This is a genomic window from Citrobacter amalonaticus, from assembly GCF_001559075.2.
Classification (GTDB): Bacteria; Pseudomonadota; Gammaproteobacteria; order Enterobacterales; family Enterobacteriaceae; genus Citrobacter_A; species Citrobacter_A amalonaticus_F.
Map to the genome: position 1 here is coordinate 3,448,068 of NZ_CP014015.2, position 13,856 is coordinate 3,461,923.

Here is a 13,856-nt window from a genome sequence, read left to right on the forward strand (position 1 = left end):
AGGACAGAACCATGCCTGAAGGCCCGGAGATCCGCCGTGCGGCGGATAACCTGGAGGCGGCGATCAAAGGCAAACCCCTGACGGATGTCTGGTTTGCCTTTGCGCAGTTAAAACCGTATCAATCCACGCTGGTGGGGCAGATCGTCACGGCGATGGAGACGCGCGGCAAAGCGTTGCTGACCCATTTTTCCGCTGGTCTGACGCTCTACAGCCATAACCAGTTGTATGGCGTCTGGCGCGTGGTGGACAGTGGCGACATGCCGCAAACCACCCGTATTCTGCGCGTTAAACTGCAAACCGCGGATAAAACCATTCTGCTCTACAGCGCGTCTGACATTGAGATGTTGACGCCGGAACAGCTCACTACCCATCCCTTCCTGCAACGGGTCGGGCCGGACGTGCTGGACCCGCGTCTGACGCCTGACGCGGTGAAAGCGCGGTTACTCTCGCCGCGTTTTCGCAACCGCCAGTTTTCCGGTCTGTTGCTGGATCAAGCTTTTCTCGCCGGACTGGGAAACTATCTGCGCGTGGAGATCCTCTGGCAGGTGGGGTTAACCGGTCAGCATAAAGCCCGCGATCTCAACGATGCGCAGTTGACGGCGTTAGCGCATGCGCTGCTGGATATTCCGCGCCTGTCATATACCACCCGCGGTCAGGTGGATGACAACCGGCATCATGGCGCGCTGTTTCGCTTTAAGGTGTTTCACCGCGACGGTGAACCCTGCGAACGCTGCGGCGGGATCATCGAAAAAACCATGCTCTCCTCGCGCCCGTTCTATTGGTGTCCGCATTGCCAGCATTAATGCGCGTGTCGCGGCGCTTTGGCTGAAATAAAACGGGCGATGGCGGGGCCTGTGAGGAGAATACTGAACAGGCGCAGGGTTTGCATTGCCATGATCAGCGACATGTCGGCGTGACTGCCGGCGGCAATTACCGCAACCGTATCCAGCCCGCCAGGGCTGGTGGCGAGATAGGCGGTTAAAAAATCAATCTGCATATAGTGGGCGAGACCCCAGGCCATCGCTGCACAAATCGTCAGTAAGGCGAAGATAGAGAGCAGGATTTGCGGCAACGGTCGCAGCGCCATAAAAAATACCTGCTTGTCGAATCCGAGACCAATCTGCCAGCCAATAATCATATAGGCGATCGCCAGCAACCATTCCGGCAGTTCAATCACCATCATGCCGCTCGCATGCAGCACTGCGCCGACCAGCATCGGCACCAGCATCGTACCGGAAGGAATACGCAGCACCCGTCCAACAACGCTGGCAACCGCCGCTAACAGCAGCGTCGTGAACAAATTGCCGCTCAGTGGCGGGAACCACTCAATTTGCTGGCTGACGGTTTCCGCGCTCTCACCCATGATAAACCGGGTCACCAGCACCGCCGCGCCAGCGACAAACAGTACCCGCAGATACTGCATAAAGGCGACCAGGCGGATGTCGGCGCCGTAATCCTGAGCCATCGCGACCATTGCCGCCGCGCCGCCGGGCGATGAACCCCACGCCCCGGTGTTGCCCGGTAGAGAACTGTAGCGAACCAGCAGCCAGCCGACGGCTGTACTGGAGAGCAGCGTCACCAGCAGAACCGCCAGTACCACCGCCCAGTTTGCCGCCAGGGTGGTTAACAAGGAGACCGAAAGATTTTGCGCGATCATGCAGCCGAGAATGGCCTGAGCACCGAGGAACGTGCAGCGGGGGAGTTGCAGAGAGATACCGCGAAGGCTGAACAGAATGCCGGTAATCATCGGGCCAAGCAGTAAGGCTGCCGGAAGATGAATGCAGAGAAAGAGCAGGGACAAAAGAAGTGACAGCAAAAACAGCAGGCCCCACCGCAGAACTGGCATTCCGTGCTCCCTAAGGAAAATCAAGAGGGTTATCAATCAATAATAGAGAAAGTGTTGCGAGAAGGATATAACTCGGGTCAATAAAACGAGGGAATTTGCCGGAGGGCAAGGTTAACGTTTTATCCGGCCTACGCGATACACTAACGTAAGCCGGATACGCGTTAGCGCCATCCGGCGGTCTGACGATTAATGCTTAAGGTCAGATTTAAAATCGCGTTTTTCGTAGCCGGTGTACAGCTGACGTGGACGCGCGATTTTCATGCCATCGGTATGCATTTCGCTCCAGTGCGCAATCCAGCCAACGGTACGCGCCATGGCGAAGATCACGGTGAACATGGAAGACGGGATCCCCATCGCTTTCAGGATGATACCGGAGTAGAAGTCGACGTTCGGGTAGAGTTTCTTCTCAATGAAGTACGGGTCGTTCAGCGCGATGTGTTCCAGCTCCATCGCCACTTCCAGCAGGTCATCTTTGGTACCCAGCTCTTTCAGCACTTCGTGGCAGGTTTCACGCATCACGGTTGCACGCGGATCGTAGTTTTTGTAAACACGGTGACCGAAGCCCATCAGACGGAAAGAGTCATTCTTGTCTTTCGCACGACGAACGAATTCCGGAATGTGTTTAACCGAGCTGATTTCTTCCAGCATCTTCAGCGCCGCTTCGTTCGCGCCGCCGTGCGCCGGTCCCCACAGGGACGCAATACCCGCAGCAATACAGGCAAACGGGTTCGCGCCAGACGAGCCTGCTGTACGTACGGTTGAAGTGGATGCGTTCTGTTCATGGTCGGCGTGCAGGATCAGGATACGGTCCATCGCGCGTTCCAGTACCGGGTTCACTTCATAGGTTTCGCACGGTGTGGAGAACATCATATTCAGGAAGTTACCGGCGTAGGAGAGGTCGTTACGCGGATAAACAAACGGCTGGCCGATAGAATATTTGTAACACATCGCCGCCATCGTCGGCATTTTAGACAGCAGACGGAATGCCGCGATTTCGCGGTGGCGCGGATTGTTCACATCCAGAGAGTCGTGATAGAACGCGGCGAGCGCACCGGTGATCCCGCACATTACCGCCATCGGGTGTGAATCGCGACGGAAAGCGTGGAACAGGCGGGTGATTTGCTCATGGATCATCGTATGGCGAGTCACGGTGGTTCTGAACGCGTCGTATTCTGCCTGCGTCGGTTTTTCGCCGTTCAGCAGGATATAGCACACTTCCAGATAGTTAGACTCGGTGGCCAACTGATCGATCGGAAAGCCGCGATGCAACAAAATGCCTTCATCGCCGTCGATGAATGTGATTTTGGATTCGCAGGATGCAGTAGAGGTGAAACCAGGGTCAAAAGTAAACATCCCCTTTGAACCCAGGCTACGAATATCAATAACATCTTGACCTAGCGTGCCCTTCAGCACATCCAGCTCAATAGCCGTATCACCATTTAGGGTGATTTTTGCTTTTGTGTCAGCCATTTACGGTCTCCTTAGCGCCTTATTGCTTAAGACTACTCAGGTGAGATTTGCCATCGATACATCAATCAACCGTTACCAGTTTGTTATTCGGCTCGCCGCTCTGGATAGAGGAGAAAACCAGGGTACAGAGCAATGGGCGCTTGCAGGTAAATCAGTTAACTCATGGTGAATTAGCAACAAATCAACAACTTAGCAATCCGAATTATTCAACCTGTCTATCACTATTAACTGTACTGAAGGGATCGGTCAATATCTTCCTACTGTTACATAACTTATTTGCAGGTTAAAGAGTGACCCCATAACTTTTACGCATTATATGCCTTTTCTGGTGTTGTTTGTAACAACTTTGTTTAATGATTGTCAAATCAGATGATTAAAAATTAAATAAATGTTGTTATCGTGACCTGTGTCACTGTTCGGGATAAAACCCGACAAACTATATGTAGGTTAATTGTAATGATTTTGTGAACGTCCTATACTGCCGCCAGGTCTCCGGAAACCCCTGCAATCCCGAGCCACCCAGCGTTGTAACGTGTCGTTTTAGCATCTGGAAGCAGTGTTTTACATGACGCGCAGTTATAGAAAGGACGCTGTCTGACCCGCACGCAGACCGGAGGAAGGAAATCCCGTCGTCTTTCAGGCTACAGGAGATTCACTCTCTGTACCCGAAGTCCAAAGGGAATAATAAGAACAGCATGTGGGCGTTATTCATGATAAGAAATGTGAAAAAACAAAGACCTGTCAATCTGGATCTGCAAACGATCCGGTTCCCAATCACGGCGATAGCGTCCATTCTCCATCGCGTTTCCGGAGTGATCACCTTTGTGGCGGTCGGGATCCTGTTGTGGTTACTGGGCACCAGCCTCTCTTCCCCTGAAGGATTCCAACAGGCATCCGCCATCATGGGTAGCTTTTTTGTTAAATTTATTATGTGGGGCATCCTTACCGCGCTGGCGTATCACGTCGTGGTCGGTGTTCGTCACATGATGATGGATTTTGGCTATCTGGAAGAAACATTCGAAGCGGGTAAACGCTCAGCCAAAATCTCTTTTGTTATCACTGTCGTGCTTTCACTTCTCGCAGGAGTCCTCGTATGGTAAGCAACGCCTCCGCACTAGGACGCAATGGCGTACATGACTTCATCCTGGTCCGTGCTACCGCTATCGTTCTGACGTTATACATCATCTATATGGTGGGTTTCTTCGCCACAAGCGGCGAACTGACCTGGGAAGTCTGGACCGGTTTCTTCTCATCGGCTTTCACCAAAGTCTTCACTCTGCTGGCACTTTTTTCCATCTTGATTCATGCCTGGATCGGCATGTGGCAGGTGTTGACCGACTACGTTAAACCGCTGGCAATTCGTTTGCCGCTGCAATTGGCTATCGTCGTTGCACTGGTGGTTTACGTGATTTATGGATTCGTTGTGGTGTGGGGTGTGTAATGAAACTGCCAGTCAGAGAATTTGATGCTGTAGTCATTGGTGCAGGCGGCGCAGGTATGCGTGCAGCACTGCAAATTTCCCAAAGCGGCCAGACCTGTGCGCTGCTGTCCAAAGTGTTCCCAACCCGTTCCCATACCGTTTCTGCGCAGGGTGGCATCACCGTCGCGCTCGGTAATACCCATGAAGATAACTGGGAATGGCACATGTACGACACCGTTAAAGGGTCGGACTACATCGGTGATCAGGACGCGATCGAATATATGTGTAAAACCGGTCCGGAAGCGATTCTGGAACTGGAACACATGGGGCTGCCGTTCTCCCGTCTCGACGACGGCAAAATTTACCAGCGTCCGTTTGGCGGCCAGTCGAAAAACTTCGGCGGCGAGCAGGCGGCACGCACCGCGGCGGCGGCTGACCGTACGGGTCATGCGTTGCTGCATACGCTGTATCAACAGAACCTGAAAAACCACACCACGATTTTCTCCGAGTGGTATGCGCTGGATCTGGTGAAAAACGCCGATGGCGCAGTGGTGGGTTGTACCGCGCTGTGCATCGAAACCGGTGAAGTGGTCTACTTCAAAGCCCGTGCGACCGTGCTGGCCACTGGCGGCGCAGGCCGTATCTATCAGTCCACCACTAACGCCCACATCAACACGGGCGACGGCGTGGGCATGGCTATCCGCGCAGGTGTGCCAGTGCAGGATATGGAAATGTGGCAGTTCCACCCAACCGGTATTGCCGGTGCGGGCGTTCTGGTGACAGAAGGCTGCCGCGGTGAAGGTGGTTACCTGCTGAACAAACACGGCGAGCGCTTCATGGAGCGTTATGCGCCGAATGCGAAAGACCTCGCGGGTCGTGATGTGGTGGCGCGTTCTATCATGATCGAAATCCGTGAAGGTCGCGGCTGCGATGGTCCATGGGGTCCGCATGCCAAACTGAAACTCGACCATCTGGGTAAAGACGTTCTCGAATCCCGTCTGCCGGGTATTCTGGAACTGTCCCGCACCTTTGCCCACGTTGACCCGGTGAAAGAGCCGATTCCGGTTATCCCAACCTGCCACTATATGATGGGCGGCATTCCGACCAAAGTGACCGGTCAGGCGCTGACGGTGAACGAGCAGGGCGAAGACGTGGTGATTCCGGGGCTGTTTGCGGTCGGTGAAATCGCCTGCGTATCGGTACATGGCGCTAACCGTCTGGGCGGTAACTCGCTGCTGGATCTGGTGGTGTTCGGTCGTGCGGCCGGTCTGCATCTGCAGGAATCTATCGCCGAGCAGGGCGAACTACGCGATGCCACAGAAGACGAAATCGATGCGTCCCTGGCGCGTCTGAACCGCTGGAACAACAACCGTGATGGTGAAGATCCGGTGGTGATTCGCAAAGCGCTGCAGGAATGTATGCAGCATAACTTCTCGGTCTTCCGTGAAGGTGATGCGATGGCAAAAGGTCTGGAAGAGCTGAAAGCCATCCGCGAGCGTTTGAAAAATGCCCGTCTGGACGACACCTCCAGCGAATTCAACACTCAGCGCGTAGAGTGTCTGGAGCTGGATAACCTGATGGAAACTGCCTATGCAACCGCAGTGTCCGCCAACTTCCGTACCGAGAGCCGTGGCGCGCATAGCCGCTTCGACTTCCCGGAGCGTGATGATGCAAACTGGCTGTGCCATTCCCTGTATCTGCCAGAGACGGAATCCATGACCCGACGTGAAGTCAACATGGAACCGAAACTGCGCCCGGCATTCCCGCCGAAGATTCGTACTTACTAATGCGGAGACAGGACAATGAAACTCGAGTTTTCAATTTATCGCTATAACCCGGATGTTGATGACGCTCCGCGCATGCAGGATTACACCCTGGAAGGCGAAGAAGGGCGTGACATGATGCTGCTGGATGCGTTGATGCAGCTCAAAGAGAAAGACCCTAGCCTCTCTTTCCGCCGCTCCTGCCGTGAAGGCGTGTGTGGTTCAGATGGTCTGAACATGAACGGGAAGAACGGCCTGGCCTGCATCACGCCGGTGTCAGCGCTGGTTCAGCCCGGTAAGAAAATTGTTATCCGTCCGCTGCCTGGTTTGCCGGTGATCCGCGATTTGGTAGTAGACATGGGGCAATTCTATGCACAATATGAGAAGATTAAGCCTTACTTATTGAATAATGGGCAAAATCCTCCGGCTCGCGAGCATTTACAGATGCCAGAGCAGCGGGAAAAACTCGATGGGCTGTATGAATGCATTCTGTGCGCCTGCTGCTCAACGTCTTGCCCATCCTTCTGGTGGAATCCGGATAAGTTTATCGGTCCGGCGGGTCTGTTAGCGGCCTATCGCTTCCTGATCGACAGCCGTGATACCGAGACCGACAGCCGTCTGGAAGGGATAAGCGATGCATTCAGCGTATTCCGCTGTCACAGCATCATGAACTGCGTCAGTGTATGTCCTAAGGGGCTGAACCCGACGCGCGCCATCGGCCACATTAAGTCGATGCTGTTGCAACGCAGTGCGTAAGTAGACATTGCCCGCGGTGGCAATCCTGTAGGCCGGATAAGACGTTTGCGTCGCCATCCGGCACATTTTGCCTGATGACGCTTCGCTTATCAGGCCTACGGGGTCGCCACCAGGCAAATCAGTGCAGGAAACCTCTAAAAACTGCCCCCATGTTTGACAGTTTTTAAAGGTTCCTTAGCGGACGCAGATCACACGACAGTCCGTAACAAGTGAACCCCGGCACGCATACGACGTATGCGTGGTAGTATCCACGGCGAAGTAAGCATATAAATGCTTAAGGGATCACGATGCAGAACAGCGCTTTGAAAGCCTGGTTGGACTCTTCTTACCTCTCTGGCGCAAACCAGAGCTGGATAGAACAGCTCTATGAAGACTTCTTAACCGATCCTGACTCGGTAGACGCTAACTGGCGTTCGACGTTCCAGCAGTTACCTGGCACCGGAGTCAAACCGGATCAATTCCATTCAAAAACGCGTGATTATTTCCGTCGTCTGGCGAAGGATGCCTCACGTTACTCTTCTTCGATTTCCGACCCTGATACCAATGTGAAGCAGGTTAAAGTCCTGCAGCTCATCAACGCTTATCGCTTCCGTGGTCACCAGCATGCGAATCTCGATCCGCTGGGACTGTGGCAGCAAGAAACTGTGGCAGATCTGGATCCTTCCTTCCACGATCTGACAGAGGCCGATTTCCAGGAAAGCTTTAACGTAGGTTCTTTTGCCGGCGGCAAAGAGACGATGAAGCTGGGCGAGCTGCTTTCCGCGCTCAAACAAACTTACTGCGGCCCGATTGGCGCCGAGTACATGCACATCACCAGCACCGAAGAGAAACGCTGGCTGCAACAGCGGATCGAATCCGGTCGCGCCGCGTTCAGCGGTGAAGAGAAAAAACGCTTCCTGAGCGAACTGACCGCAGCAGAAGGTCTGGAACGTTATCTGGGCGCGAAATTCCCGGGCGCGAAACGCTTCTCGCTGGAAGGCGGCGATGCGTTAATCCCGATGCTCAAAGAGATGATCCGCCATGCCGGCAACAGCGGCACCCGTGAAGTGGTGCTGGGTATGGCGCACCGTGGTCGTCTGAACGTACTGGTCAACGTGCTGGGTAAAAAACCGCAGGACCTGTTCGACGAATTTGCGGGCAAACATAAAGAACATCTCGGCACCGGCGACGTGAAGTACCACATGGGCTTCTCATCGGATATCGAAACCGAAGGCGGTCTGGTTCACCTCGCGCTGGCGTTTAACCCGTCGCACCTGGAAATCGTCAGCCCGGTGGTAATTGGTTCCGTTCGCGCCCGTCTGGACAGGCTGGACGAACCAAGCAGCAACAAAGTCCTGCCGATTACCATCCACGGCGATGCTGCGGTAACCGGGCAGGGCGTGGTTCAGGAAACCCTGAACATGTCGAAAGCGCGGGGTTACGAAGTGGGCGGTACCGTTCGCATCGTGATCAACAACCAGGTGGGCTTCACCACCTCTAACCCGCTGGATGCGCGTTCCACCCCGTACTGCACCGACATCGGTAAAATGGTTCAGGCGCCGATCTTCCACGTGAATGCGGACGATCCGGAAGCGGTCGCGTTCGTTACGCGCCTGGCGCTGGACTTCCGTAACACTTTCAAACGCGATGTCTTCATCGACCTGGTGTGCTACCGCCGTCACGGCCACAACGAAGCCGACGAGCCGAGTGCAACTCAGCCGCTGATGTATCAGAAAATCAAAAAGCATCCGACCCCGCGTAAAATCTACGCTGACAAGCTGGAAGCGGATAAAGTTGCGACGCTGGAAGATGCCACTGAAATGGTCAACCTGTATCGTGACGCGCTGGACGCGGGCGAATGCGTGGTGAAAGAGTGGCGTCCGATGAACATGCACTCCTTTACCTGGTCGCCGTACCTCAACCACGAATGGGATGAAAACTACCCGAACCAGGTTGAGATGAAGCGTCTGCAGGAACTGGCGAAACGCATCAGTACGGTGCCGGAAGCGGTTGAGATGCAGTCACGCGTCGCGAAGATTTATGGCGATCGTCAGGCTATGGCGGCTGGTGAGAAACTGTTCGACTGGGGCGGCGCCGAGAATCTGGCCTACGCTACATTGGTCGACGAAGGGATTCCGGTTCGTCTGTCCGGTGAAGACTCAGGTCGCGGTACCTTCTTCCACCGTCACGCGGTTATTCACAACCAGGCGAATGGTTCAACCTATACGCCGCTGCAGCATGTCCATAACGGACAGGGCTCCTTCCGCGTCTGGGACTCCGTGCTGTCTGAAGAAGCGGTACTGGCATTCGAATACGGCTATGCCACGGCGGAACCGCGCACGTTGACCATCTGGGAAGCACAGTTCGGTGACTTCGCCAACGGCGCACAGGTGGTGATCGACCAGTTCATCTCCTCCGGTGAGCAGAAATGGGGCCGGATGTGTGGCCTGGTGATGCTGCTGCCGCACGGTTACGAAGGGCAGGGCCCGGAGCACTCCTCCGCGCGTCTGGAACGTTATCTGCAACTTTGCGCTGAGCAAAACATGCAGGTGTGCGTACCGTCTACCCCGGCTCAGGTGTATCACATGCTGCGTCGTCAGGCGCTGCGCGGGATGCGTCGTCCGCTGGTGGTCATGTCGCCGAAATCGCTGTTGCGCCATCCGCTGGCGGTTTCCAGCCTGGACGAACTGGCTAACGGCACCTTCCTGCCTGCCATCGGCGAAGTGGATGACCTCGATCCGAAAGGCGTGAAGCGTGTGGTGATGTGTTCTGGTAAGGTTTATTACGACCTGCTGGAACAGCGTCGCAAGAACAATCAGAAAGATGTCGCCATTGTGCGCATCGAACAGCTTTATCCTTTCCCGCATCAGGCGATGCAGGAAGTATTGAAACAGTACGCTCACGTACATGATTTTGTCTGGTGCCAGGAAGAGCCGCTCAACCAGGGCGCATGGTACTGCAGCCAACATCATTTCCGTGAAGTGATTCCATTTGGGTCCGCTCTGCGTTATGCAGGTCGCCCGGCCTCCGCCTCTCCGGCGGTAGGGTATATGTCCGTTCACCAGAAACAGCAACAAGATCTGGTCAATGACGCGCTGAACGTCGATTAATTAAAGGATACATAATGAGTAGCGTAGATATTCTTGTTCCCGACCTGCCTGAGTCCGTAGCGGACGCGACTGTTGCCACCTGGCACAAAAAACCGGGTGATGCGGTGGTTCGTGACGAAGTGCTGGTAGAAATCGAAACTGACAAAGTGGTACTGGAAGTACCGGCATCAGCGGACGGCATTCTGGATGCAGTTCTGGAAGACGAAGGCACGACCGTGACCTCGCGCCAGATCCTCGGTCGCCTGCGTGAAGGCAATAGCGCGGGTAAAGAAACCAGCGCGAAGTCTGAAGAAAAAGCGTCTACCCCGGCGCAGCGTCAGCAGGCTTCTCTGGAAGAGCAGAATAACGATGCCCTGAGCCCGGCGATCCGTCGCCTGTTGGCTGAGCACAGCCTCGACGCCAGCGCTATCAAAGGCACCGGTGTGGGTGGTCGTATCACCCGTGAAGATGTGGATAAGCATCTGGCGAAAGCCCCTGCGAAGGCCGAGGCTAAAGCACCGGCAGCAGCCCCTGCTGCACAGCCGGCCCTGGGTGCGCGCAGCGAAAAACGTGTACCGATGACCCGTCTGCGCAAACGCGTGGCCGAGCGTCTGCTGGAGGCGAAAAACTCCACTGCCATGCTGACGACCTTCAACGAAGTCAACATGAAGCCGATCATGGAGTTGCGTAAGCAGTACGGTGAAGCGTTTGAAAAACGCCACGGTATCCGTCTGGGCTTCATGTCCTTCTACGTGAAGGCGGTGGTGGAAGCGCTGAAACGTTATCCGGAAGTGAACGCGTCTATCGATGGCGACGACGTGGTGTATCACAACTACTTCGACGTGAGCATGGCGGTGTCCACGCCACGCGGCCTGGTAACCCCGGTACTGCGTGACGTTGATACGCTGGGTATGGCTGACATCGAGAAAAACATCAAGACGCTGGCTATCAAAGGTCGTGACGGCAAGCTGACGGTGGAAGATCTGACGGGCGGTAACTTCACCATCACCAACGGTGGCGTATTCGGTTCCCTGATGTCCACGCCGATCATCAACCCGCCGCAGAGCGCGATCCTCGGGATGCACGCGATTAAAGATCGTCCGATGGCGGTAGATGGCAAGGTCGAAATCCTGCCGATGATGTACCTGGCGCTGTCCTACGATCACCGTCTGATCGATGGTCGCGAATCCGTGGGCTTCCTGGTGGCGATCAAAGAACTGCTGGAAGATCCGACTCGTCTGCTGCTGGACGTGTAGTAAACAAGAGTATCACCTGCCTCGTAGGCCGGATGAGCGTAGCGCCTCCGGCACAAGCACCACGCCGGTCTACGGGTTTAAAGATAACGATTACCTGAAGGATGGACAGAACACATGAACTTACATGAATATCAGGCAAAACAACTTTTTGCCCGCTATGGCTTACCGGCGCCGGTGGGTTATGCCTGTACTACTCCGCGTGAAGCTGAAGAAGCGGCATCGAAAATCGGTGCAGGTCCGTGGGTAGTAAAATGTCAGGTTCACGCAGGTGGCCGCGGTAAAGCGGGCGGTGTGAAAGTGGTCAAAAGCAAAGAAGAGATCCGCGCTTTTGCTGAACACTGGCTGGGCAAACGTCTGGTGACCTATCAAACAGACGCCAACGGTCAACCGGTCAACCAGATTCTGGTTGAAGCTGCGACCGATATTGATAAAGAACTGTACCTGGGCGCGGTGGTTGACCGTAGCTCCCGTCGCGTGGTCTTCATGGCCTCCACCGAAGGCGGCGTTGAAATTGAAAAAGTGGCGGAAGAAACCCCGCATCTGATCCACAAAGTTGCGCTTGATCCGCTGACCGGCCCAATGCCGTATCAGGGACGCGAGCTGGCGTTCAAACTGGGTCTGGAAGGCAAACTGGTTCAGCAGTTCACCAAAATCTTCATGGGCCTGGCGACCATTTTCCTTGAACGCGACCTGGCGCTGATCGAAATCAACCCGCTGGTTATCACTAAGCAGGGCGATCTGAGCTGCCTCGACGGCAAACTGGGCGCTGACGGCAACGCGCTGTTCCGCCAGCCGGATCTGCGTGAAATGCGCGATCAATCGCAGGAAGACCCGCGTGAAGCGCAGGCAGCACAGTGGGAACTGAACTACGTCGCACTGGATGGCAACATCGGCTGCATGGTTAACGGCGCAGGTTTGGCGATGGGCACCATGGACATCGTGAAACTGCACGGCGGCGAACCGGCTAACTTCCTTGACGTTGGCGGCGGCGCAACCAAAGAGCGCGTAACCGAAGCGTTCAAAATTATCCTCTCTGACGACAACGTTAAAGCGGTTCTGGTTAACATCTTCGGCGGTATTGTACGTTGCGACCTGATCGCTGACGGTATCATCGGCGCGGTAGCGGAAGTGGGTGTTAACGTTCCGGTAGTGGTTCGTCTGGAAGGCAACAACGCCGAACTCGGCGCGAAGAAACTGGCTGACAGCGGCCTGAATATTATTGCAGCGAAAAGTCTGACGGATGCAGCTCAGCAGGTTGTTGCCGCAGTGGAGGGGAAATAATGTCTGTTTTAATCGATAAAAACACCAAGGTTATCTGTCAGGGCTTTACCGGTAGCCAGGGGACGTTCCACTCCGAACAGGCGATAGCTTACGGTACACAGATGGTTGGCGGCGTAACGCCAGGCAAAGGCGGCACCACGCACCTGGGCCTGCCGGTGTTCAACACCGTGCGTGAAGCGGTTGAAGCAACCGGCGCGACCGCAACGGTTATCTACGTTCCGGCACCGTTCTGCAAAGACTCTATTCTGGAAGCCATCGACGCAGGTATTAAGCTCATCATCACCATTACCGAAGGTATCCCGACGCTGGATATGCTGACCGTGAAGGTGAAACTGGATGAAGCGGGCGTACGCATGATCGGCCCGAACTGCCCGGGCGTAATCACCCCAGGTGAATGCAAAATCGGTATCATGCCGGGTCACATTCATAAGCCGGGTAAAGTGGGTATCGTCTCCCGTTCCGGTACGCTGACCTATGAAGCGGTTAAGCAGACCACCGACTACGGTTTCGGCCAGTCCACCTGTGTGGGCATCGGCGGTGACCCGATCCCGGGTTCTAACTTCATCGATATCCTGAAACTGTTCGAGGAAGATCCGCAGACCGAAGCGATCGTGATGATCGGTGAGATCGGCGGTAGCGCGGAAGAAGAAGCGGCTGCCTACATCAAAGATCACGTGACCAAACCGGTTGTTGGCTACATTGCCGGTGTGACCGCGCCGAAAGGCAAACGTATGGGTCACGCAGGAGCCATTATCGCTGGTGGTAAAGGGACTGCGGATGAGAAATTCGCAGCTCTGGAAGCCGCTGGAGTGAAAACCGTTCGCAGCCTGGCCGATATCGGCGAAGCGCTGAAAGCCGTCATTAAGTAAAAGCAATAAAACAGCCCGCCCCCTGCATTTACCCGTGATGCAGGGGAAAGGGCTGGTCCATTTTCGACATGGTTGGCCATCTGATGATGGCCTTTTTTTTGCCTGTCTGTTTGCCGGATGGCGCTGG

11 protein-coding genes are annotated in these 13,856 nt (G+C 55.1%); 9 read left to right on the forward strand and 2 right to left on the reverse strand.

Going from position 1 to position 13,856, the window contains the following annotated elements; all coding sequences use genetic code 11:
• Window positions 1-11 precede the first annotated feature (11 nt).
• Window positions 12-803, forward strand: coding sequence for an endonuclease VIII (gene nei / locus AL479_RS16615; protein WP_061076861.1), 792 nt, complete (start codon window positions 12-14; stop codon window positions 801-803).
• Here nei and AL479_RS16620 read toward each other — a convergent pair.
• Both AL479_RS16620 and AL479_RS16625 read right to left on the reverse strand, forming a co-directional pair.
• The gene (locus AL479_RS16620) at window positions 800-1,846 is read right to left on the reverse strand and encodes an AbrB family transcriptional regulator (RefSeq protein ID WP_061076862.1); all 1,047 of its coding nucleotides are present in this window, start codon (window positions 1,844-1,846) and stop codon (window positions 800-802) included. The genes nei and AL479_RS16620 overlap by 4 nt on opposite strands.
• A 186-nt stretch (window positions 1,847-2,032) precedes the next feature.
• On the reverse strand, window positions 2,033-3,316 hold the full coding sequence (locus AL479_RS16625) for a citrate synthase (RefSeq protein ID WP_043001372.1): 1,284 nt from the start codon (window positions 3,314-3,316) through the stop codon (window positions 2,033-2,035).
• A gap of 695 nt (window positions 3,317-4,011) precedes the next feature.
• On the opposite strand from AL479_RS16625, the gene sdhC reads away from it, so the two are divergent.
• From sdhC to sucD, 8 genes are all read left to right on the forward strand, one after another.
• Window positions 4,012-4,416: a succinate dehydrogenase cytochrome b556 subunit gene (sdhC, locus tag AL479_RS16640; RefSeq protein WP_043001371.1), complete on the forward strand. Its 405-nt coding sequence runs from the start codon at window positions 4,012-4,014 to the stop codon at window positions 4,414-4,416.
• The gene (gene sdhD, locus AL479_RS16645) at window positions 4,410-4,757 is read left to right on the forward strand and encodes a succinate dehydrogenase membrane anchor subunit (RefSeq protein WP_042320644.1); all 348 of its coding nucleotides are present in this window, start codon (window positions 4,410-4,412) and stop codon (window positions 4,755-4,757) included. The genes sdhC and sdhD overlap by 7 nt, the downstream gene beginning before the upstream one ends.
• Window positions 4,757-6,523, forward strand: a complete 1,767-nt coding sequence (sdhA, locus tag AL479_RS16650; RefSeq protein WP_061076863.1) for a succinate dehydrogenase flavoprotein subunit — start codon at window positions 4,757-4,759, stop codon at window positions 6,521-6,523. The genes sdhD and sdhA overlap by 1 nt, the downstream gene beginning before the upstream one ends.
• A gap of 15 nt (window positions 6,524-6,538) precedes the next feature.
• Window positions 6,539-7,255: a succinate dehydrogenase iron-sulfur subunit SdhB gene (gene sdhB / locus AL479_RS16655; RefSeq protein ID WP_043001368.1), complete on the forward strand. Its 717-nt coding sequence runs from the start codon at window positions 6,539-6,541 to the stop codon at window positions 7,253-7,255.
• Window positions 7,256-7,542: 287 nt separating this feature from the next.
• Entirely contained in the window at window positions 7,543-10,344 is a 2,802-nt protein-coding gene (gene sucA / locus AL479_RS16660) for a 2-oxoglutarate dehydrogenase E1 component (protein WP_061076864.1), read from the forward strand.
• Between the two features lie 14 nt (window positions 10,345-10,358).
• Window positions 10,359-11,579: a 2-oxoglutarate dehydrogenase complex dihydrolipoyllysine-residue succinyltransferase gene (gene odhB, locus AL479_RS16665; protein WP_061076865.1), complete on the forward strand. Its 1,221-nt coding sequence runs from the start codon at window positions 10,359-10,361 to the stop codon at window positions 11,577-11,579.
• 114 nt (window positions 11,580-11,693) lie between these two features.
• A complete protein-coding gene (gene sucC / locus AL479_RS16675; protein ID WP_061076866.1) occupies window positions 11,694-12,860 on the forward strand; it encodes an ADP-forming succinate--CoA ligase subunit beta in 1,167 nt (388 codons plus the stop codon).
• Complete coding sequence (gene sucD / locus AL479_RS16680) at window positions 12,860-13,729, forward strand: succinate--CoA ligase subunit alpha (protein ID WP_061076867.1); 870 nt, start codon at window positions 12,860-12,862, stop codon at window positions 13,727-13,729. The genes sucC and sucD overlap by 1 nt, the downstream gene beginning before the upstream one ends.
• Window positions 13,730-13,856: the final 127 nt, after the last annotated feature.

Excerpts from the sequence above, each read along its gene's own strand:
- nei (WP_061076861.1), top strand. The coding sequence starts at position 12 with ATGCCTGAAGGCCCGGAGATCCGCCGTGCGGCGGATAACCTGGAGGCG.
- AL479_RS16620 (WP_061076862.1), bottom strand. The coding sequence starts at position 1,846 with ATGCCAGTTCTGCGGTGGGGCCTGCTGTTTTTGCTGTCACTTCTTTTG.
- AL479_RS16625 (WP_043001372.1), bottom strand. The coding sequence starts at position 3,316 with ATGGCTGACACAAAAGCAAAAATCACCCTAAATGGTGATACGGCTATT.
- sdhC (WP_043001371.1), top strand. The coding sequence starts at position 4,012 with ATGTGGGCGTTATTCATGATAAGAAATGTGAAAAAACAAAGACCTGTC.
- sdhD (WP_042320644.1), top strand. The coding sequence starts at position 4,410 with ATGGTAAGCAACGCCTCCGCACTAGGACGCAATGGCGTACATGACTTC.
- sdhA (WP_061076863.1), top strand. The coding sequence starts at position 4,757 with ATGAAACTGCCAGTCAGAGAATTTGATGCTGTAGTCATTGGTGCAGGC.
- sdhB (WP_043001368.1), top strand. The coding sequence starts at position 6,539 with ATGAAACTCGAGTTTTCAATTTATCGCTATAACCCGGATGTTGATGAC.
- sucA (WP_061076864.1), top strand. The coding sequence starts at position 7,543 with ATGCAGAACAGCGCTTTGAAAGCCTGGTTGGACTCTTCTTACCTCTCT.
- odhB (WP_061076865.1), top strand. The coding sequence starts at position 10,359 with ATGAGTAGCGTAGATATTCTTGTTCCCGACCTGCCTGAGTCCGTAGCG.
- sucC (WP_061076866.1), top strand. The coding sequence starts at position 11,694 with ATGAACTTACATGAATATCAGGCAAAACAACTTTTTGCCCGCTATGGC.
- sucD (WP_061076867.1), top strand. The coding sequence starts at position 12,860 with ATGTCTGTTTTAATCGATAAAAACACCAAGGTTATCTGTCAGGGCTTT.